21 protein-coding genes are annotated in these 22028 nt (G+C 42.4%); 19 read left to right on the top strand and 2 right to left on the bottom strand.

Translation table 11 applies throughout. The features are described 5' to 3' along the window. The first annotated feature begins 150 nt into the window (after positions 1-150). From JOD03_RS04785 to JOD03_RS04765, 5 genes are all read left to right on the top strand, one after another. Positions 151-1167 carry a hypothetical protein gene (locus JOD03_RS04785; RefSeq protein WP_204589699.1) on the top strand — a complete coding sequence of 339 codons (1017 nt, stop codon included), beginning with the start codon at positions 151-153 and terminating at the stop codon, positions 1165-1167. A 3-nt stretch (positions 1168-1170) separates the two neighbouring features. After that, on the top strand, positions 1171-2529 hold the full coding sequence (locus JOD03_RS04780; RefSeq protein ID WP_204589698.1) for a hypothetical protein: 1359 nt from the start codon (positions 1171-1173) through the stop codon (positions 2527-2529). A 204-nt stretch (positions 2530-2733) separates the two neighbouring features. After that, positions 2734-2973: a hypothetical protein gene (locus tag JOD03_RS04775; RefSeq protein ID WP_204589697.1), complete on the top strand. Its 240-nt coding sequence runs from the start codon at positions 2734-2736 to the stop codon at positions 2971-2973. A gap of 196 nt (positions 2974-3169) precedes the next feature. Then, positions 3170-3469: a hypothetical protein gene (locus JOD03_RS04770; RefSeq protein ID WP_204589696.1), complete on the top strand. Its 300-nt coding sequence runs from the start codon at positions 3170-3172 to the stop codon at positions 3467-3469. Beyond that, complete coding sequence (locus JOD03_RS04765; protein WP_204589695.1) at positions 3456-4625, top strand: type I restriction enzyme HsdR N-terminal domain-containing protein; 1170 nt, start codon at positions 3456-3458, stop codon at positions 4623-4625. The genes JOD03_RS04770 and JOD03_RS04765 overlap by 14 nt, the downstream gene beginning before the upstream one ends. A gap of 578 nt (positions 4626-5203) precedes the next feature. On the opposite strand, the gene JOD03_RS04760 is transcribed toward JOD03_RS04765, so the two are convergent. Beyond that, entirely contained in the window at positions 5204-5884 is a 681-nt protein-coding gene (locus JOD03_RS04760; RefSeq protein WP_239584835.1) for a transposase, read from the bottom strand. 501 nt (positions 5885-6385) lie between these two features. On the opposite strand from JOD03_RS04760, the gene JOD03_RS04755 reads away from it, so the two are divergent. Together JOD03_RS04755 and JOD03_RS04750 are read left to right on the top strand one after the other, a co-directional pair. Continuing rightward, the gene (locus JOD03_RS04755; RefSeq protein ID WP_204589694.1) at positions 6386-7927 is read left to right on the top strand and encodes a YifB family Mg chelatase-like AAA ATPase; all 1542 of its coding nucleotides are present in this window, start codon (positions 6386-6388) and stop codon (positions 7925-7927) included. Next, entirely contained in the window at positions 7924-8304 is a 381-nt protein-coding gene (locus JOD03_RS04750) for a Fic family protein (RefSeq protein WP_204589693.1), read from the top strand. The genes JOD03_RS04755 and JOD03_RS04750 overlap by 4 nt, the downstream gene beginning before the upstream one ends. A gap of 229 nt (positions 8305-8533) precedes the next feature. On the opposite strand, the gene JOD03_RS04745 is transcribed toward JOD03_RS04750, so the two are convergent. Next, the gene (locus JOD03_RS04745) at positions 8534-9256 is read right to left on the bottom strand and encodes a DUF6904 family protein (protein WP_204589692.1); all 723 of its coding nucleotides are present in this window, start codon (positions 9254-9256) and stop codon (positions 8534-8536) included. 390 nt (positions 9257-9646) lie between these two features. Between JOD03_RS04745 and JOD03_RS04740 the strand changes: the two genes are divergently transcribed. The 12 genes from JOD03_RS04740 (at position 9647) to JOD03_RS04685 (ending at position 22024) form a co-directional block, all read left to right on the top strand. After that, complete coding sequence (locus JOD03_RS04740; protein WP_204589691.1) at positions 9647-10828, top strand: phospholipase D family protein; 1182 nt, start codon at positions 9647-9649, stop codon at positions 10826-10828. Then, positions 10797-11228, top strand: coding sequence for a hypothetical protein (locus tag JOD03_RS04735; RefSeq protein WP_204589690.1), 432 nt, complete (start codon positions 10797-10799; stop codon positions 11226-11228). The genes JOD03_RS04740 and JOD03_RS04735 overlap by 32 nt, the downstream gene beginning before the upstream one ends. A gap of 211 nt (positions 11229-11439) precedes the next feature. Further along, positions 11440-13683: a DEAD/DEAH box helicase gene (locus JOD03_RS04730; protein WP_204589689.1), complete on the top strand. Its 2244-nt coding sequence runs from the start codon at positions 11440-11442 to the stop codon at positions 13681-13683. Between the two features lie 214 nt (positions 13684-13897). Beyond that, a complete protein-coding gene (locus JOD03_RS04725; RefSeq protein ID WP_204589688.1) occupies positions 13898-14917 on the top strand; it encodes a LacI family DNA-binding transcriptional regulator in 1020 nt (339 codons plus the stop codon). Continuing rightward, the gene (locus JOD03_RS04720) at positions 14918-15874 is read left to right on the top strand and encodes a sugar kinase (protein WP_204589687.1); all 957 of its coding nucleotides are present in this window, start codon (positions 14918-14920) and stop codon (positions 15872-15874) included. 8 nt (positions 15875-15882) lie between these two features. Continuing rightward, a complete protein-coding gene (gene hxlB / locus JOD03_RS04715) occupies positions 15883-16425 on the top strand; it encodes a 6-phospho-3-hexuloisomerase (RefSeq protein ID WP_204589686.1) in 543 nt (180 codons plus the stop codon). 12 nt (positions 16426-16437) lie between these two features. Beyond that, positions 16438-17451, top strand: coding sequence for an ureidoglycolate dehydrogenase (gene allD, locus JOD03_RS04710; protein ID WP_204589685.1), 1014 nt, complete (start codon positions 16438-16440; stop codon positions 17449-17451). A 54-nt stretch (positions 17452-17505) separates the two neighbouring features. After that, positions 17506-18504 carry a TRAP transporter substrate-binding protein gene (locus tag JOD03_RS04705; protein WP_204589684.1) on the top strand — a complete coding sequence of 333 codons (999 nt, stop codon included), beginning with the start codon at positions 17506-17508 and terminating at the stop codon, positions 18502-18504. Between the two features lie 71 nt (positions 18505-18575). Beyond that, positions 18576-19070, top strand: coding sequence for a TRAP transporter small permease (locus JOD03_RS04700; protein WP_204589683.1), 495 nt, complete (start codon positions 18576-18578; stop codon positions 19068-19070). Next, positions 19070-20341 (top strand): TRAP transporter large permease, encoded by a 1272-nt coding sequence (locus JOD03_RS04695; protein WP_204589682.1) that lies wholly within the window; start codon positions 19070-19072, stop codon positions 20339-20341. The genes JOD03_RS04700 and JOD03_RS04695 overlap by 1 nt, the downstream gene beginning before the upstream one ends. Before the next feature lie 15 nt (positions 20342-20356). Continuing rightward, positions 20357-21376, top strand: coding sequence for a zinc-binding alcohol dehydrogenase family protein (locus JOD03_RS04690; protein WP_204589681.1), 1020 nt, complete (start codon positions 20357-20359; stop codon positions 21374-21376). Between the two features lie 15 nt (positions 21377-21391). After that, the gene (locus tag JOD03_RS04685) at positions 21392-22024 is read left to right on the top strand and encodes a bifunctional 2-keto-4-hydroxyglutarate aldolase/2-keto-3-deoxy-6-phosphogluconate aldolase (RefSeq protein WP_204589680.1); all 633 of its coding nucleotides are present in this window, start codon (positions 21392-21394) and stop codon (positions 22022-22024) included. Positions 22025-22028: the final 4 nt, after the last annotated feature.

Raw genomic sequence — 22028 nt, 5'->3', positions numbered from 1 at the left:
ATATTAATATAGAAGGGTTGAATAAGAACTTATTTCTTTAAATTTATTGATAGAATATTTTGTTATTTGTGGAGTTTCAGTGGAATTTTAGTTTCCTATAAGGTACATTGAATATAGAAATATATTACAAATCAGAGAGCAGGTATAATTATGCCACTACCCTTGATACCTATAATTGTAGCAGGTGCATCTGTCGTTTCGACAGCTATAGCAGCAAAGAAAGGCACAGATTCTTATCGCAATATGAAAGAGACCAAAGAAATTGCTAAAGATTTAGAAAAAGCTTACTCTGCTGCTTACGAGAAATTTGAGTCTCAAAAGGTTGCTACAAATTTATCATTAGAATACTATGGAGAGTTAAAGCTCAACATTTTGGACACGACTATGCATCAGTTTGTTGAAACGTTTCAACAGATAAAAAATGTATCTTTTGATGGTCAGGCTATTACAGAAGAGTTTGTAGCTGATCAAGATATAGAGCAATTGTTAGTCGTTATGGAGAAACAAGTTGTAGAAGCAGGGCAAGTATTAAAAGCAGGCATTGCATCTCTTGCAAGTGGGGGATTAGCAGCCATGGGAGCACTAGGCGCCACTACTACATTCGCTGCTGCCTCAACAGGTACTACTATTGCTACACTAAGTGGTATTGCTGCACAGAATGCAACTCTGGCTTTTCTAGGTGGTGGATCTTTAGCTGCTGGAGGATTTGGTATTGCTGGAGGTACTATGGTGTTGGGAGGTATTGCATTAGCCCCTGCCTTGGCCATAGGAAGTCTCATCTTTTCAGCTTCTACTGAAAAGAAACTAAATGAGATGTACGAACGGAAAGCGGAGGTGGAGGTGGATATTGAAAAATTGAAATCAGCTACTAATGCTATGCAAGCAATTAAAAAAACAACAAATTCATTAATGCGTCTGGCAACGAAATTGCAAAACTTATTCGATATAAAGATAGTTCAAATGAAGAATCTTATCAAACATAAGGGAACAGATTTCTCTAAGTATTCATTTGAAGAACAACAACTGATATATATAAATTACAAAGCAGCAGTTGTTGTGAAGGAGATTTTAAATACGACTTTACTTGATAGTGAAGGTACGTTAATTCCATCTGTAAAGGCGAAAATTAAAGAGCTTAAAAGTTCCATGAAAGAACTAGAAGGGTAACTTATGGTAGCCATTCGTCAATCCGACCTTGATTTTGTAGCTACTCAACTCGTTAGTGAGACTATAGAGCGTCAAGGCAATGCGTTGATAGAAACTGTATCGGGTACGGAGCAATTAAAAAAGGTGGCACTCCAATATATCAATTGTGACCCTAAGTTAACACAAGGGCGTTTATTTGAAGTTTTGGAAGTCACGAAATTCAATGTATCTGCTGCAAAAGGAGGAGATTTATTAAGAGCCGTTACTACGGATCAATTAGGGTATCCTCATGCTGCTGCGGATGTTTGGATTAGAAATCCACAGGGTGACATATTGAAAGAGATTCAAGCAAAGTCATCAGCGAGTGCGGCTACTCTAACCCGTTCAATTGCAAAAGAAAATTATGTGGGAATGGACCGGCTTGTCAATTCCGATAAAGTGCTTAAAGTAGACGAGCTTTTAGAAAAACGTATTAGTAAGGAGGGGATATATGCTAAAGATTACCAAGTGGCTAAAGAACATTTACAGGGTGAACTAAAGTATAAAACTATTAGTTCCGGAGGTACCAAATATTCTGAGGCTATGGATGCTGCAAAGAATCCAGAAGAAGTTGCCGATTGTCTAAATCATTTGGAGTTGATGGATGGTCTATCATCAGCCATGATTTCTGGAGCATTAGCGGGAGCTTTTTTAGGTGGAGCAGTACAAGGTATTCAAAGTGGTTATGCAAAAGAATTCTGCGTTAAAGAAACTTCCAAGGCTGCTTTAAATAGCGCAGTTAGAAGTAGTGTTATTAGTGGAGTTGCCTATGGGTTGAAGTATGTAGGGAAAAACAACCCAATCATGAATGGAAATGTAGTTGCTTCACTTGCAAGTTCAGCAGTCAATATTTCAGAACTTACTAATAAGTACATTCGGAATCAGATTTCAACTGAAGAATATCTTCTAGGTTTAGGCTCAAATTCTGTATCTTGCTTCTCTGGGATTGTGATGACAGCAGCAGGAGCGGCTTTATTTGGACCCGTCGGAGCAGCCATCGCTGGACCGGTTGCACTTATTGGAATGAAGCAACTTTATAAAGCCTTTGTGACGTCACAGAAAGACCTTCAATTGTCCATTGAGGAAAGAAAAAAAGCAGAAGAGTTGGCTGTATTAGTAATCGGCGAAATTCGGGAACAAGAAAAGTTAATTCTCAACTACTATAAAGAGTATGGAGAAACTCTGGTAGAATTAGATACAATAGTAGAATTAGCTATCCGACAGGACTCTTGGACAGAAACGGCGCTTACCACAATTGCAACAAAATTAAATATTGAGTTTAAATATCCAACATTGGCTTCATTTTCTGATTTCATGAATAGTGACGACTCACTTATTTTATGATTATAGTGAACAATACAATTTTGCTTTGATTAAATCGGTACCTGTGCTCAAAATAATTCAACACAATTTGCATAAACGGAGGAGGACCTTGCTATTGTTGGGTTCCTCCTGAATATTTATAGAATTGTAGTGAATAGACTGAGTAGTGTGGTGCACAGGTACCTCAGAATGAAAGAAGAGCTCTATTGGAGTTCAGTTTCCTACATGGAGTATTATGAAGTTGTTAAGCGTCACCAAGACTATAAAAGCCAGACTTTGGGTTTTTGGGAAGAAATCATAGATATCATGGAATACAACGGCAAAACAATTCTGGTATTGGCAACGATTTGGGATGAGTATTATCAAGACTATTATTCCGGAAACGTTATACTTCTCTACAATGGAAAGACAGAGTATAAGATTGGACAAGAGATTGGGATTGCGGGCAAGATGGAAGGTCTTTAACTACAAGTAGAGGAAAATCATTTTATCAGTGACTATTTGGACTCCGCTTATACATTCCAGTTTTCTGCAGACCAAGATTCAAATAAGATATCGATCATTGTTGGAGGCGAATTCTATGAGTAAGCAGGCAAAAATCTTTAAATCTAGATTGTTGTTAAATAAGGATGAATTACTAAAGCTTGGAGTAATATAGACTGTGAATGAACTAAAAACTTATCTTCTAGATAATCCGTATAAGATAATCGTTGCAATTGATGAAGGAATTCAAGTGGATGAACAATCGGAGTTAAGTTTATTTTTAGCTCTGTATTCTAATGAATTCGAAGAAGAAGTATTGCTTTATGATCTAACTAATAATACAAAAGGGAGTCTATTATCAACGGATTTAGAGTCCTTAGTCAATGGAATTTTTGAATATATTGATTTAGGTATTGTCGATCGTTATCCTTTAGCGTTGTATTTAAGAAGTGAGGTAAGGACATATGACAATTTATAAAAGGGGAACTAAGAAGTTGATAGAGTGTAGGAATCGGAAAATTCTTCTTCAAAGAACTCCAGAAGAGATTGTTAGACAAAAAGTAGTTGATTTCTTACTTGATGAGATGGGAGTTCCAGAGGAATGCATCTCCCTAGAATTTCCTTTAAATACTATCAAATCTACTTCAAATATGAGAGCAGACATTATTGTTTGGAAAATAGATTCAAACCAGAAGAAATATCCTTTTCTTGTACTAGAAATTAAAGCAAGTCACATTTCTTTAACAGAAGAAACACTTGTACAAGTGGAAAAATATAATAGGATTCTTAAAGCCAAATATGTAGGGGTTTCAAATGGTAAAGAAACACAATTTTATGAGTGCTCAGAGGATGGTTTGAAATTGCTTACTACTGATTTTTATACCTATAAAAATTTGATTAGCGGTGAAGTACATTATCAACAGGTAGTACGAATGCGAAGATTGCCGTATGAGTTGATTTCCTACAAGAAATATATGGATTTCATTAAAGGGACTGAATATATTGGCGAAGGTACTCAGTCAGAATTACATACTCTAATTGCAGAACTTCAAAATTATATATTATGTGGCGATATTAATCCAACTGGACGATTCAATCATAAGATTATTAAAGATTATTCATACGGAATATTTAACTCCGGAAATCCAAGTGGAGGCAACTTTGCAGGTTATTATCGAAGTTTTCTAGTTCAATCACCTAAAGAAAATTATACAATTTTTCGTATTGGTATTTTTGGTACTCCGAGCTTACAAAATGATCCTGTGTATGGAAATAGAAATGGAAACACGTATTTAACGGTAGCAGTCGAGATGGGAGGTATTTCTACAAATGTTTTGCAATTAAACCTTGATAAATTCTTAGTGGAGAATGTAGTAGACGGTTCGTATGATATCTTTCATAGTGGTAGAAGAAACGGTTTTAAAAATGAAGACGTCATACAAAGTGTCATTCAAAACGAACCTAAATTGCTACTTGACGGTAAGATTTATTTAGGAAAACTGCCAATAGGAAGGTCAATCAGTGAAACTGAAGGATCAGATATGATAGAAAGGTTGTTAGCATACGCAGCTTGTAGGAATATGATGAAGAAGAAAAAAAGAAGATTTCAAAATAAGAAAATCATAAAGTTATGAATGGGTATTATTGGTGGCAATAACCTTGTAACAAAAACGAAGATGAAATTTTTATCTTCAAAATAGGTACCTGTCCCAAAAACAATTCGGACAATGAAGATTATTCATTGACTATACAAAATGAACCCACATTCCTGTGTTAAAAACTGGATAAACATAAATTGTGTTGAAGTTGTGTGGGGTCCAGGTACCTTTTGGTAGCCGCTTCCAGTTGTAGTGAAAAGGTTGTCAGGAAGGACAGTCAGTTTAAAAGAAGTGCTTAGAGGATCTGGGAGTTGATGGATGAAGGTGTCCACCAACTGCCGAATTTTTTTCAGATGCCACGATAGAAATGAAGAAAACGAACACAACCGTATAGAAGTAAGCGTTGAAAATCGGTACCTGTGCACGAAACAATTCAACACAATTTGCATAAAAGGAGGAGGGCCCTTGCTATTACTGGGTTCTTTCTTCATGTTTATAGAATTGTAGTGAATAGACAGAGTAGTGTGGTGCACAGGTACCTCAGAGGGGAATTCTGGAAGTCTGTAAACAGATAACTCAGAACAGAATTCTAAAAAAGTTCTCTCCTGTAATCGTCAGTCCATACCAGGTTTCTCTGATTCTGACGCGATCCACTCCGTCCGCCAGACAAATCGTTCCTGACCGAAAAGCGTATCTGTCCGCTCGTCGTCCTCCTCGTGTGCATCCTCTTCCGCTAAGAAGCGGTTGCCGAGAACGAACTGACAGTAGCCGGCATGGTTCGGTGGATACGGATAGGGCATGAGTCGAGGGAGGAGGTCGATATCCAAGAATCGGGGCAGGTCTGTCCGAGTACCCGCATAATAGGGGAATGAACTATAGGGGTAGTCGTGGAGGTCCGTGACCATCGGGATGGCTGTCTCTATCGGGTTGCGGTGAATGTAGCCGCTCGTGTGCAACAGGTCGACGACGGTCTGGGCACCCTTCGCCCAATACCGCCCCTGATAGATGCGGCCAGTGAACCCGTACCGGTCATGATAGGAATCGCTGTACCGTTTATTGGTGATACGCATGATGTTCGCAAGGTCATCTCCAGCAGAACGGATCAATACATGATAATGGTTCGACATAAAACAGAACGCGACGACCTGGAACGGATAGCGGTCATAGGCAAGCTCGAACGCCCGCAGCAACTCATGCATATCCTCATCCGTCGGGTACACATTGTGCTGGTTGTTCCCCCGTAAAATGCAATGATAAAAACTATTTGGGTTGTAGTCTCTCTTCTTCCGTGGCATCTCACCACTCCTCTCGTCAGATGTACTGCGACTGTAGCACACCCGAGAATTGAGCGCAGGACGTGAAAACTTGGATTTGAGGCAGGAAGACAGCAAAAACCGCTATGAAAACTTCATTTTGAAACCCAAAACATGCGCAAACTGAAATTGTGTGCGAGCGGTCACGAGCGAAAATTTTTCTTCGCTAGAAGCCACCGCGTAAATGCATGCCACTAAACCGAACAGGAAAACTCTGTTTTGCACACATGCCAACAACTCATCGTTCTTAAGAAGTTTTTGCTGCAAAGTCGTCCGCTATGACAACTATCTATTTGTATCCAGTCCATACACAATTCAAAGACCATGGCCCTGTCTAGGTTGTGTGATGAATTGTGTGCGGTTCTGAGAAAACTTCATTTTCCCAAAACTGCGTTATAAGCAGCACTGCTCTTACTAGCAATAGGCAGCCACCGCTTCATGTGCTACACTTTCCAAAACAGCCACCCTTAAGGAGGAACGCCCATGCGTGCCATCTATTCAGTCGGCCTCGAAGGATCCCAAGGACACATCGTCACCATTGAAGCACGGATCCGCGAAGAAAAAGAGAACCTCGTCATCGTCGGCCTGCCAGACGCCATCTTGAAAGAATCCCGCGAACGCGTATCCAGCGCCCTGAATGCATTGAATCTCAACCTGTCATCGACCAAAGTGACCATCCAGCTGTTCCCATCCGATCGCCAAAAACAAGGCACCGGATTCGACCTCGCCATTGCACTCGCTGTCATCGACCGGATGAAGAAACGCCCACTCCGCATCGGCAAAGAGACATGCGTGCTCGCATCCATCAACCTGTACGGCGACCTGATGCCCTTCCATGGGCTGCTCCCATGTATCAACCAAGCACGAAAGCTCGGTTTCACACGTATACTCGTTCCCGCTGGACCCAACTATGCGTTACTACCGAAAGATGACATCGAACTGGTTGAACTCGAGACGATCAGCCAGACCCTCCAGTATCTCGAGGGCCAACCGATCATGCGTCTGACCGAGACCGAACCGCTCCCGGAAATGACAGAGGACGAGACCCATTCCGTCGATTTTTCAGCGATCCGTGGCCACTCTGAAGCGAAAAAAGTACTCGAGATCGCAGCGGCCGGTGGTCATCACGTGTTGTTCACAGGTCCTCCGGGGTGTGGCAAGACGATGCTCGCAGATGCGTTCCATACCATCTTGCCAGACCTCACCGACCAAGAAGTGCTCGATGTACACAACACCTATCTTCTCGCCAAACACCACAGACCGATCTCCAAGCGACCGCCTTACAGACACCCACACCATTCCGCATCCGCCATGTCCTTGATAGGAGGCGGCACCTACCCAAAACCCGGCGAGATCTCACTCGCGGACAGAGGCGTGCTGTTCCTTGATGAACTCGGTGAATTCTCACGAAAGACACTCGACATGCTGCGGCAACCGATGGAGAGCGGGGAAGTCGAGATCTCCCGTGTCAAACAGGCCGTCCGCTATCCGGCAAGCTTCATCCTGATCTCTGCGACCAATCCATGCCCGTGTGGCTACCATGGTTCCCGTCAGCGCTACTGCAGTTGCAGTGCGAACCAGGTCCGCAACTACCAACTGAAAGCATCCGGTCCACTGAACGACCGGCTCGATTTCATCATGGCCCTTAAGAGCACCGGCATCCAGGAAGAGGCGTCAGGAGAAGACTCGAAAACCATTCGTGAACGGACATCCGGAGCCCGCATCATCCAGCACGAACGCTACAACGGGCGCTATCTGAACGGCAACGCCCCTTCTAAACTCATCCTCGAGAACTGCCGTGCCACCGAGACGCAACTCGACACCATCAACCAGGCATGCTTTGACAACAAATGGTCCAACCGTACCCAACTCAAACTCATCCGCATCGCCCGCACCATCTCTGATCTCGAAGGCATCGACCACCTGTCCGACCGAGCCATCGCATTCGCCATTCATTACCGCACACTTATGCCCGTCGCATCAGACTCCAATGTCGCGGAAGAAGGTGGGGAAGTGGAGGTGTGAAATCGACTCGTTCTTTCCCGACAGATCTCAAAATTGAAGGCGACATCTTCCAGACCATCATTCCGTTGCAAAAACCAAAGAGTGACCAAGCTAGTGACCAAGAGGGTGACCAAGCTAGTGACTATGCCAACGAACAAAAAGAAGGCTACCTAGCAGGTCTGACACCCGTGCAACAAAAAGTAGCAGACTATTGCCGAACACCAAGGACAAGGGCGGAAATCCAAAACTTCACAAACATCAAAAGCCCGCGCTATTTACGGGAACACGTCCTTAAGCCGCTCGTACAAAAACAAGTCCTGCATCTTACACTACCGGACAAACCGACAAGTCCGAATCAAAAATACTACCTAAACAAATCCCTCACCAAGCCGCGGTGAGGGATTTTTATGTGGATTTTGAAGTGATTTTTACTTTTTTTCTTTTCTAAGTACCTGTCCCAAATACAATTCAGACATTCGTGACTATTCATCCGCTATGCATCACAAACCCGCATTCCTTCGTTCGAAAATAGATAATCATAAAGTGTGTTGAAATTGTGTGGGGTCCAGGCACCTTTTGGGAACTCCTTCCATCTCTACCTTTCATGAATACCGGATATCTTTAGATTCACCACTCCCAATCTTCCGGATATTCGCGATTATACCGCAAGTCAGTAGGGTGACAGTTATGTCTTCTGGCCGACTCGAGAACCTGATGGTGCAAGTGATAATACTCGTCAGGAAAATCTGCTAGTCGTTTGACAAGGATGCTCAACTGATTGACGCGTTTCTCAGGTGTCATTTCTAAATGTGTGATATTCAAATCATCCACATACATGGTCGTGAATCGATTGTATTTTCCTGGTGCATACGACTTGAAATAACGTTTGGCATTGTTGAACTTAGTTGCAGGAATTGTTTTTTCTAAACAGTTCGCAATAGCGCTTTGGAACGACCGGACTGTGATCACCGTCAAATCCCAAACATGGGATTTCATCTTTCTTTCGTACATATCAATAAAATCGTCCAGAGCTAGCATAATAAAGATCGCTTCCGGCCAGAGCACTTCACAAGTAAAGTACATATTCTTATCCGGACCGCTCACATTCAAAAATTCTCCGATGTCGCGACTGTACCCATTCGGGAGCGCCACTGCCCCTCGATCGCCCATCATCGCATGGCGCAGATCATAACACACCCCTAACACACGGAGCCTACTCGCCTCATAATCATCGTACTCAAATTCGGTTCCCACCACAGCATGCAGCGCTTCATAGAGGCGCTCTAGCTCGTCATAATCCCCAGCCAACCTAATCCCTACATGGTGTTCTGTACTTTCCATTCTAAGCATTATGTAATCCCCCACTGTTTTTTACTTAGTATAGCAAAGTTATTTGTAGGTGACAGGCACCATTTGGAAGTAGAATCCAAATGGTGCCTGTTACTTTTAAGTACCTGTCCCAAACACAATTCAGACATTCATGACTATTCACTGGGCATGCACTGGGAACCCGCATTTCTTCGTTCGAAAATGGATAATCATAAAGTGTGTTGAAATTGTGTGGGGTCCAGGTACCTTTTGGAAGTCGCTTCCATTTAATTTTCCTACATTGACAACTTATAAATAAAGGATTTTATAACATGTACCTTGAATATATCTGCTAAAGAGATGGAATATTTAGGGCTACAATTTTACGGTGAAAGAATTCGTATTCATGAACCTAAAAACGGAGGTGCCCGAATGCAACCAGATGAACAAATCAATTTATTTGCTACCGATGAAGAACAAGCAACACGGTATTTGCATGTCGTTCATAATGGTGTTGTAAAAGACTCAACACCAAAAGAATTATTTGATGCTACAAGGTTCTCTAGACTTCGTGTGGTTTCATTTGTCGCATCTCCCAAATTCGTTTTCACTATGACAAAAGAATTCGATGAAGTACACCTGGTGTTCGGTATTGAGGACGGCCAGGTGGCAGGAGCATTTACAGCTGGTCTGCAAGCAATAGTTGCGATTGATGAACGCATTCAGCTCGTTCAAAACCTTCCTGAAACCATACAAGAACGAATCAAAACAGAGAAGTACCAAATTCGCTATTCCAAAAGAAATGACCCTATACATTCGAAAATCTATTTGCTGGATGGCAAAGAAGATACGCGAGTGATGATTGGCTCCGCAAACTTCACGGAACAAGCGTTCACTGAACGAAAACAATATGAAGAACTCATAGTGATGGATAACGATCCACTGTTTGATATCTATCAGATTCGGTTCAATGAAATCTATTCAGAAACCGTTGATTTCGTTCCAGAAGCGTTCAAGAGGACACTTCTTGGAGAGAAGATTAATATCGCAGATTTCGAACAGTTAACAGATGTGTTGAAAGAAGAGATTTATTCTGGAAAGTTTGCTGCAGAGTTTACACAAGCACAAATGGAAGAGTTGAATGAGGCCGCTCAAAAAACTCACTCACAAAAAGAAACTGTCGAACAAGTGAAGCAAATCATTGAAATCGTGACAAGACTCGATAAAAAGACAGGAAATCGCATCTTATTGCCTAAAGCTCAACTAGAAAAGAAGACACAGTCAATCAAAAGTAAATTGTCGCGCCTGAATAAAAAGACAGAAGAAGTGGATACACGAGGGTTTGTTGAATATAACGAATCCAATCATATGCTTTATAAAAAATCGGATGAAGAGACTATGTTTCTGTTTTCAAATCGAGCAAGCCCTGAAGAGATTAAAAATCAGCTCCTGCTGATTCATCAATTTATCGATGCATATAACACCTTTACGATACAAAACTCGAATAAGACAAAAATGCGTATCTTTGAGGCCATCTTGTATACATTTATGTCTTCCCATATGTGGAAGGTGAGAGATCACTTTGTATCAAGATTTTACACTGCGTATATCTGAGCGAATACAACACGACGAAGAATTCTATTCACCTGACGACTACTTAAAAGTCGCACGTGAAATCTTCCGGGACTATCACACAGAATGCAACCTCGAGATTCCAAAATGGTTTTCAGAACATCGTTTCGATGATTACAACGAGCGTGGTAAAAAAATCTGGAGAGAACTTTTTATCAGCAACCGAGATGCCTTTGATGTCCGAAACGACAATACCATCTACGTCCGCACGGAGGTATTAGGAAAGAAAACAAAGCGTGAGCGAGAAGAAATCAATAACTATTTACCAACAGAGAGCATCCTAGAAGACAATACTGTACTGATTCTCGACAAAAAAATCTTTATGGACTTTATCGGAGAGAAACCGCTAAGGGGGTTTTGGCGGAGGTGGGTAGGGAGGTAAGAAAATATTAAAAGGTGACAGGCACCATTTACCATCAGTTTCCAATTGGTGCCTGTCACCTTCCACCCTTTCCTCGTATTATGTTGTACTTTTATAATTTACTGCTGCACTTTCAAGATTTCCTGCTCAATATGAACTCTTTTATGTACTGGCTTTTGCGAACTCAATAGGTATACTATTCACAACAAATCCTCAGACACGAGGTGACACAATGGACTATGAAAAAAAGTATCAAGCCCTTCTTAAAGAAAATAAACAATTGAAACTACAACTCGAACAGTACAGGCAGATCTTACAACAAAACAATTTGTTGTCTATCGATACTGTAACTAAAATCAACAGCCATGAGTCCACTACCACTCTGTCCAAACATGAGGTCATCACCCAACGTCTCGCTATCTATCAAAAACTATTTAGAGGACGTCAAGACGTATTCGCCCTGCGTTGGATTGGAGCTGGAAAAGCCGGCTATTCTCCGGCGAAGAGTTCAAAGGGACAGCTCTTACCCCTAACAAAAGATGTGCTTTATGACCATCTTTCAGGCAAACTGACAGTCGGCATTTATCCGATGCTTCCAGACAACAGTTGTTTCTTTCTGGCGTTTGATTTTGATAAGAAAGACTGGAAAGAGGATGTCATATCATTCATACAAGTAACGAGGAATTACCAATTACATACTTTAGTTGAAATCTCTCAATCAGGACAAGGTTGTCATATCTGGCTATTCTTTTCCGAACGAGTTCCAGCAACACTTGCTCGCAAGTTAGGGGGCAAGTTGCTTAAGGAAGCAGCTTTTCTAAGGCAGAAGACTTCCCTTTCATCGTTTGATAGAATGTTTCCAACTCAAGATGTGCTAACTGAAAATGGCCTTGGGAATCTCATTGCCCTTCCTTTACAAGGTGAAAAACGCAAAACGGGGAAAACTGTTTTTGTAGACAAGTACTTTCAAATCATTGAGAACCAGTGGCGGCAGCTAGAAAAAATCACCTGCTATTCCCGACAACAAATCCAAAACATACTAAATCAACAACTTCCCACAAATCAACCGGAAATAATTCAAGAGAATACAGAACTAGTCCTCCGTGAAGGATTACATATCCCGAAACATTTCCTAACAACAACACTTACCGAAAAGTTGACGACACTATGCACTGTCAGCAACCCGGAGTATTTCAAAGCGAAGTCTCAACGATTACCGACAGACCGAATTCCCTCAAGTATCAAAGCGTATATGGAAAGTCCAACTACATTCGTGTTTCCAAGAGGAAAGGTGGATGAAATTCTAAAAGAAATCGAGATGCAAGTGACCGTAAAAGACTTGAGAGAATACGGAAATCCCTTAGAAGTAGAATTTCTCGCAAACCTATTTCCGCAACAGCAAGAAGCACTTGACCACCTTAAAGAAATGAACTGCGGCGTTTTATCAGCAACGACTGGATTTGGAAAGACGGTTGTAGCAGCAGCTCTTATCGCAGAACGCAAAGTGAGCACTCTGATTTTAGTGCATCGTAACCAGCTGATTGAACAATGGAAGACGGCACTCACAGCATTTCTTTCTATTGAGAGTAAAGAAATTGGCCAAATTGGCGGTGGGAAAAGTAAGCCGACGGGACAAATCGATATTGCCACCATTCAAAGCATTCGCACGAGAGGGCTTGAATATCCATATGGCCAGATTATTGTGGACGAGTGTCATCATATTTCCGCCTATTCATTCGAAGAAATCTTAAAGAGACAGCGAAGTGCATACGTTCACGGGTTGACCGCGACACCAACGCGAAAAGATAAATTGCACGCTTTAATGTACATGCAATGTGGGCAGATAGTATATAAAATCGATGCAAAACAACAAGCGACCATCCGTCAGTTCCATCATATTCTTCATCCGAAAATGACGAACTTTAAGGCTGTAGAAGGAAAGGATATTTTGGAACAGTTAGTACACGATGAAGGCCGCAACGACATGATTTTCAATGACATTCTGAAGGCGCTGGATCAAAAACGAAATCCTCTAGTTCTGACAGAACGAGTTGAACATCTTCATATCTTAGGAGATAAACTCAAATCGTTTACGAAAAATATCATTATCTTAACAGGTGCACTCAGTAAAAAAGAACTGAAGCAGCAATTTGAAAAGCTTGCTCAACTACCGGATTACGAAGAACGTATCATTCTCGCTACAGGTAAATATGCAGGGGAAGGGTTTGACAATCCACGCTTAGACACCATTTTCTTAACGATGCCAGTTTCTTGGAAAGGTACACTTGCGCAATACGTTGGTCGACTCCACCGAGCATACGAAGGCAAGGAATCTGTAGAAGTATACGATTATGTAGACCATAAAGATGAAGCGTTCTTGAAGATGTATGAAAAGCGCTTGAAAGGGTACAAATCACTTGGCTATTCAACAGTTGAGGAAGCGAAGAAGGAGAAGAGTCAGTTGCGGTTGTTTTAAAAGGTGACAGGCACCATTTAGGAGGTTGCTCCTATTTGGTGCCTGTCACCTTTTACCATCAACTTCCATTTGGTGCCTGTCACCTTTTAAATTAAATAAAACAAATTTTTAAAAAACTCTTGCAAAATGAAAACCCTTTCATTTATACTAGCAATTAAGCAAGTAACTAAACCGGTTTAGTAAATCGTTTTAGTCTAATTGGAGGAAGGCGCACATGAAGAAAGTCACAATGATGGATGTAGCAAAAGAAGCAGGCGTATCCAAAAGTACGGTTTCGCAATATATAAACAATCGCTATGAATACATGTCTCAAGAAACAAGAGAGCGTATCGGACAAGCGATCAAAGACCTGGGCTATATTCCAAACTTCATTGCAAAAAGCCTCAAACAAAAAAAGACATCGACCATTGGCGTAATCGTTGCAAATATATTACACGCGTTTTCCACTGAAATCATTCGTGCTATTGAAGATGTAGCTGGAGAACACCACGTGCATGTATTTGTCTGTAACGCGGACGATAATCCTGAAAAAGAAAAAGACTACATCGAAATGCTTCTAGCTAAGCAAGTTGATGGACTTATTATCTTACCGACGGGCGGCAATATCGACCTGTACTGCTCGCTGAAAAAAATGAGCTTCCCTATCGTTTTTATGGATAGAAAGATTCATCCGACGCTGTATCCTACACTTCTACTGGATAACCATGCAGCGGCAGACATGGCAGTTTCGCAATTGATTCAAACAGGAAACAAAAAAATCGGTTTCATCAGTTCAACAATCCTTCCTCAAGTAACTCCTCGGATGGAGCGTTTAGAAGGCTATCGCCACACGTTGATGCTGAGTGGATTAGAAGTGAATGAAGAGTGGATTGTCCAAGGAAAAGGAGAAAATATCCGACAACAACTCGTAGCACTTTTTGAAGCCGGAAACTTCCCGGATGCATTCTTTACGGGAAATGACTTATCTCTCATCGAATTACTAAAGTTTACAAAACAAAATAATTTACGGATACCCGAAGATTTGCGTGTAGTGACCATTGATGATTCCCCGTACCTCGATGCATTCACGCCGTCTATCACAGTAGTCAAGCAGCCCACTTTTGAGATGGGCAAAGAAGCAGCGCTCGTTTTACTAAAACTAATTAAACACCCAATCTTCAAAGAAGAATATGACGCGAAACGCTATGCGCCAACGCTGATTAAACGGGAATCCATTCAAATGGAGCGAATGTAAATGCCAAAGGAAAAGAAAGTCCTCACGATTGGGGACGCAATGATTACGATGAACCCAAAAACGACCGGACCACTACGGTATGTGTCGACGTTCGAGCGAAAAGTCGGTGGTGCAGAGTTAAACTTTGCAATCGGCTGTGCACGCCTTGGGGTAGATACAACATGGGTCAGTCGTTTAGGAAATGATGAGTTTGGCCGTGTCATCTACAACTTTGCACGAGGAGAAGGCGTACAAATGTCGCATGTGGAATTTGTTGAAGGTCATCCGACATCAGTAAACTTCAAAGAGATTCGTGAAGACGGCTCTGGGAAGACATTTTATTACCGCACGAACTCACCTGTACTGACTTTCACAAAAGAGCAGTTTACAAAAGAGTTGTTTGCAGGGATCGACGTCTTCCATATTTCAGGCGTATTCATGGCGATCGACCCACAGAATGTACTACTGATCCAACACCTTGTGAAACTTGCGAAAGAGTGGGGAGTGACGGTGTCATTCGATCCAAATCTGCGTTTAAAGCTTTGGACGATTGAAGAAGCAAGAGAAGCTTTTACACTTTTATGGCCATACATAGATATTGTCTTAACGGGATTAGATGAAATCGAATTAGTGCTCGGTTACAGTGACCAAGGAAGTTTAGCGACTTTCAGTGACCAACACCATATTCAAGATTTCGTGATCAAAGACGGAGCAAACGGTTCACTTCTTTATTCAGAAGGGAAATGGGTAACTGCAGAAGCATTTCCTGTTACACCAATCGATACAGTCGGCGCAGGGGACGGATTTGATGCAGCCTATATTTATGCCTCTCTGCAAAATATTCCCGCATCTGAAAGACTCCGAGTGGCAAATGGTGCCGGAGCGCTAGTTACAACTGTGTCAGGAGATAATGAGGGACTCCCTTATCTGGCTGAACTAAACCGGTTTATTAAAAATGAATCGACAATTGAACGGTAGGTGTTTACATGAAGACAATCCAGACCATTGTTGATGAAATGAAAAAAGTCCTTTCTGAGGTTCACTCACAGCAGTATCACCAACTAGTCGAACTATTACAGCAAGACAGACGCTTCTTTTTTACAGGAGAAGGTCGTTCTGGATTTATTATGAAAGCGGTTGCGATGCGGATGATGCATGCTGAGAAACAAGTGTATGTCGTGGGTGAAACGATTACTCCTGCGATTCGGACTGGAGATGCACTTATTGTGTTATCAGGTTCCGGCACTACCTCATCAAGTGTCCATAGTGCCACTCAAGCCAGCAATTCTGGAGCCACCGTGTTTTTAGTAACGGCAGATGAAGATGTACTAGGAACAGCACCTTTTCTTCAAGGTCTCGTACTCCCGGCTGCAACCAAGTCTAAAAAACACGCACATCGTAAAACGATCCAACCATTAGGCAACCAGTTTGACCAAGCAGCACACTTACTTTTAGATGCTGCCATTATCGATGCAATTGAAGGAACATCTTACGATTCGCTAAAAGACAACCATGCGAATCTGGAATAGGAGAGACAACATATGACAACCGTAACTAAACCGCATCAAGAAGTGAAGGAGCTAGCGATTTCTAAATTCGTAGCAGCAGGTGTTTCTGCCGAGCATGCTGAAAAAGTAGCGGACGTATTGATTCATGCCGACCTCCGAGGTGTCAACTCGCACGGTGTGTTGCGCACCGAGCACTATGTCAACCGAATCAAAGCAGGCGGCATAAATCCGTCGGCCAAACCACTCTTTACCGCTTCTGGCCCTGTTACAGGGACAGTCGACGGCAATGATGGATTCGGGCATGTCAACGCAGACATCGCCATGGACCACGCAATCAACATGGCGAAAACAGCTGGAGTGGGCATGGTGACGGTCAATAATAGCAGTCACTGCGGCGCACTTAGCTATTTTGTGGAAAAAGCCGCAAAGGAAAACTTGATTGGGATGGCTATGACCCATACCGATAAAATCATGGTGCCTTTTGGTGGCCGAGAAGCGTTCTTAGGGACAAACCCAATCGCTTACGGTATTCCGGCACGAGACAACAAACCATTCATTCTTGACATGGCAACGTCCACAGTGGCGCTCGGAAAAATTCTTCAACATCGAGAGCTTGGAAAAGAAATTCCCGTCGGTTGGGGTGTTGATGAACAAGGGAATGCAGTGACAGATCCTCATGCGGTGAAAGCATTGACACCATTTGGCGGTCCAAAAGGCTACGGATTATCGGTCATTGTCGATATCTTTTCTGGCTTACTTGCCGGCGCTGCATTCGGTCCGCACATCGCACCAATGTATGAAGGGTTGGACCAGCCACGTAAACTCGGCCATTATGTCTGTGTAATCAATCCATCCTTCTTCACATCACTTGATGGCTTCCTTGACTCTATGGATCAGATGATGGATGAGCTTCGTCAAGTGGAACCGGCAGCAGGCTTTTCACAAGTTCTTGTCCCAGGAGAAATTGAGCAACAAAATGAAGAGCGGAGTTTACAAGAAGGTATTACGATTGCATCTTCAGTTTACAAGTTTTTAGCAACGCCTTAACTAACGGTACTAAAGATTTTAGTATATAACTTACACTTTAAGGGGGATTTACACATGAAAAAATTACGTTGGGTATCCGTACTCGCAGCTTCTGCACTATTTTTAGGGGCTTGTGGATCAGACAGCAGTTCTTCAGGGGAAGAAGGAGTAGAATCTGTAACATGGAAACTTGGTCACTTAGCCGATGAGAATCATATTTGGCACAAGACAGCTGAAGAGTTTGCTTCTTTAGTAGAAGAGAAGACAGACGGATCAATCACAATCAATATCTACCCAAGTAACTCATTAGGTGGAGAAACTGATACAATCAATGCTATTTCTGCAGGAACAGCAGATATGGTCATCTCTGGTGAAACACTACAAAACTGGGCGCCTAAAGCAGCGTTAATGGCGACACCTTATGCATTCCGCGACTTAGAGCACGTACAAGCAGTAGTTGAAGGGGAAATCGGACAAGAAATTGCAGATGAAATCAATGAAAAAGCCGGCTTAACACCACTTTATTACCATACACGTGCACCACGTAACTTGACTTCAACTGAAAAAATTGAAACGCCTGCAGATTTGGCTGGATTCTCAATGCGTGTTCCAAACGTTCCATTGTTCTTGAATGCTTGGGAAGCAGCTGGAGCTAAGCCACAAGTAATGGACTTCAATGAAGTATTCACAGGCATTCAGCAAGGCGTCATCAATGGTCAAGAAAATCCAGTTGATTTGATTCAAAGTGGAGCACTTTATGAAGTACAAAACTTTGTAAACCGCACAGAGCACGTTTACTCTTGGATTTATGTACTTGTTGGGAATGCACAGTGGGAAGCAATTTCAGATGAGCAACGTGCAGCAGTCGAAGAAGCAGCTGCTGAAGCACAAGCTTTTGGGGAAGCACTCTACACAGAGGAAATCTCCAAAATTGAAGCAGCTTTAGAAGAAGAAGGCATGGAGTTTGTTGATGTGGACCAAGATGCGTTCCGCGAAGCAATGGTTCCAGCAGTTGAAAGCTTCTTAAGCGAAGAGCAGTTAGATCTATACAACCGTATTTTAGAAACTGAATAATAGGGAATCTAAAGGCACTTTGGACGATTGTCCTGTGCCTTTCCCTTTATATTTTAAGGAGGTACTCCCCTATGGGCGTATTAAAAATTATCAGTCGTATACTAGGACTTTTATCCATCCTCTGTCTGACAGGGTTAATCATTGTAGTATCCATGCAAATTTTATCACGGTATTTACCATTATCGTATGTTTGGACTGAAGAACTAACTCGCTACCTTTTCTTATATGCCATTGGATTTGCAGCACCTCTAGCACTTCTTCGAAATGAATACATCAACGTCGATCTGATTGTTAACCGTTTTCCAGAGACGTTCCGCCGGTACTATGACATCGGCGTTTATGTATTGATAGCTCTCATCAGCGCAATTTTAATTAAAGAAGGATGGACATTTATTGAAATCGGTCGGGCACAAATGTCAGCCACTATGCCGTTTTCAATGTCAGTGATCCATGCCTCACTCTTCATTATGGGTGTTTTTTTACTAATCATGTCATTAGTGCGCATCGGATTTCTCTTCAAAAATAAGAAGAATCCATTTGAGACGACGTATGGAGGGGAACTGTAATGGCACTATTGTTATTCGGAAGTTTTATCATTTTGATATTCTTAGGTGTTCCAATTGCTTTTAGTCTAGGTTTGTCTTCTGTTCTCTATTTAATTGTCGCTGACATTCCACTAACCATTCTTCCCCAACGAATGTTTGGTGGGTTGAACTCATTTGTTCTACTCTGTATCCCTGGCTTCATTTTAGCTGGAAATCTGATGAATGCAGGCGGGATCACAGACAGAATCATTGGGTTTGCCGATAATTTGCTAGGTCGTGTACGCGGAGGTCTTGGGCTTGCGAATGTTGGAGCTTCCATGGGGTTTGCAGGAATTTCAGGTACAGCACTTGCTGATACCGCGAGTATTGGTTCAATCCTAATTCCAGCCATGAAAAAGCAAGGATATGGTGCTGGATTCTCTGTAGCCGTTACTGCTTCTTCATCAACAATCGGAGCTATCATTCCACCTTCTCTTCCAATGATTATTGTCGGAACACTCGCTTCTTTATCGATCGGAGATTTATTCCTAGCTGGGACGATTCCTGGAATTTTACTTGGATTAGGTTTAATGATTCCAACGTACATAATCTCGGTGAAGCGCAATTATCCAAAGGGTGAGAAAAAGTCATTCAAAGAAGTATGGAAAAGCTTTACAGGTGCATTTTGGGCACTATTTATGACCTTCATTATTTTATGGGGGATCTTAGGTGGATACTTTACACCGACAGAAGCTGCAATTGTTGCTGTTATTTATGCGTTTATCATTGGAATTTTTGTATACAAAGAACTACCGATTAAAAAAATCCCAGAAATCATGCTATCAACGATGACTTCTACTGCTGCCATCATGCTACTCGTTGGATTTGCCAATCTCTTTGGGTGGATCATGGTTGCTGAACGGATTCCACAAATGGTCGCAGACGCGATTCTAGGTATCTCTACAAATGGTGTAGTCGTAATTCTTCTAATCATCGTCTTGCTGTTGTTTGTAGGGACGTTCATGGAGACGATTGCAGGTCTTGTCATCTTGTTCCCGGTATTACTACCTGTTGCCATGGAAGTTGGAATGGACCCGATCCAGTTCGGGGTTACAATGGTTCTTGCAATGATAATTGGAGTAGTGACGCCACCAGTAGGGGTCTGTCTGTTTGTCGCATCCCAGATAGGAAACGTCTCGATGGGACATGCCACACGGGAGTTATTGCCATTCCTCTTAGTCAGCGTCATTGTGTTATTAATTGTGGCATTTGTACCGCAAGTCACGTTGTTCTTGCCAGGTCTATTTGAATAAGGAGGATACTCGCGTATGAACGCTATTCAAGTAAAAGAAGCGCATGATCTTCGCGTAGCGCAATTAGAAATGCCTACATTAAAAAATCCAACTGATGTTGTAGTGAAAGTGAAACTAGCTGGGATTTGTGGGTCGGATATGCATATTTATCACGGAACAAACCCGCTTGCTACATATCCACGTATTTTAGGTCATGAAATTGCTGGGGAAGTCGTCGAAGTAGGATCAGATGTAGCTGGATTAGTTGCTGGTGACCACGTAGTCGTTGAGCCGATCCGTTATTGCGGAACATGCTATGCTTGCCGCAAAGGACGTCCGAATGTGTGTAAGGAGTTGTCGGTGTTTGGTGTCCATGAAGACGGTGGGATGCGCGAGTTTTTCGTCCTTCCTGCCCGCCAGCTCCATAAAGTGAATGCAGGCTTGCCGTGGGAAGAAGTTGTTCTTGCCGAGCCGTATTCAATCGGAGCTCAGGCCGTCTGGAGAGGCAAAGTCGAGAGTGGTGACTTTGTCTTCATCCATGGATGCGGACCAATTGGGATTTGTATTTTAAAGATGGCAAAGCTTGCAGGTGCGACTGTCATGATGTCTGATCTTAAACCAGAACGTCTTGCGTTTGCAAAAGCGAACGGTGCGGATTTTGTGGTCTCCCCACTAGAAGAAGATGTTCTGTCGAAATTACTAGATGTGACAAACGGAGAAGGAGCAAACGTCGTCATTGATGCTGTTTGTTTACCACAAACTTTCGAACAGTCTATTCAGATGGCATCGGTAGCGGGGACGATTGTAATTTTAGGATTTGATGAACGTTTTTCTCAGATTCCGCAACTACCGATTACGAAGAAAGAATTGACGATTGTTGGGTCTCGTTTGCAGACAAACCAATTCGCTAAAGTGGTTCAATTATTAAATGAAGGCAAACTGAAAGAAAATGGATTAATTACACATCGATTTACAATCGACCAAGCGCAAGAGGCATTCACCTTTGTAGAACAGAATCCAGATACAGTTCGAAAAGCTTTGATTGAATTTTCGTAAGGAAAGGGGCAGACCATGACAACAAAGTATGAGACATTAATAAGATTACAAGAGTTGAGAGTTGTTGCCGTAATTCGAGGTGCATCGTATCAAGAAGCAATCGATGTATCACGCGCAGCCATAGCAGGTGGTTTAAAAGCAATTGAAGTGACATATACAACACCTGAAGTAGCTGAAGCATTTCGAGCTCTTCAAAAAGAGGACTGTTTGATTGGTGCAGGTACTGTGCTGGATTCTGAAACGGCACGCCATGCGATCCTCCATGGTGCACAGTTTGTGGTGAGTCCTCATTTTAACCCCGAAATTAGTACAGTCTGTAACCGGTATGCAATCCCTTATTTGCCTGGTTGCCTAACAATCAAAGAAATGGTGGAAGCAGCTGAGTGTGGACATGATGTCATCAAGCTGTTCCCAGCAAATAATTTCGAGCCTTCTTTTATTGGTGCTGTTAACGGTCCACTTCCACACTTACAGATTATGCCGACAGGTGGCGTCAACTTAGCAACCGCGCGCTCATGGCTAGATGCAGGAGCTTTTGCTGTAGGGGTTGGAAGTGACTTAACAAAAGCTTATCGATCAGGTGGTGCACAGGCAGTTACCGACCTAGCAAAAGAGTACATGGCAGCAACTTCAAAGGAGAGTGAATGACACG

Source organism: Chryseomicrobium aureum (assembly GCF_016909155.1).
Classification (GTDB): Bacteria; Bacillota; Bacilli; order Bacillales_A; family Planococcaceae; genus Chryseomicrobium; species Chryseomicrobium aureum.
The sequence above is the reverse complement of the archived record's forward strand: the minus strand, read 5'-3'. Positions and strand labels throughout refer to the sequence as shown.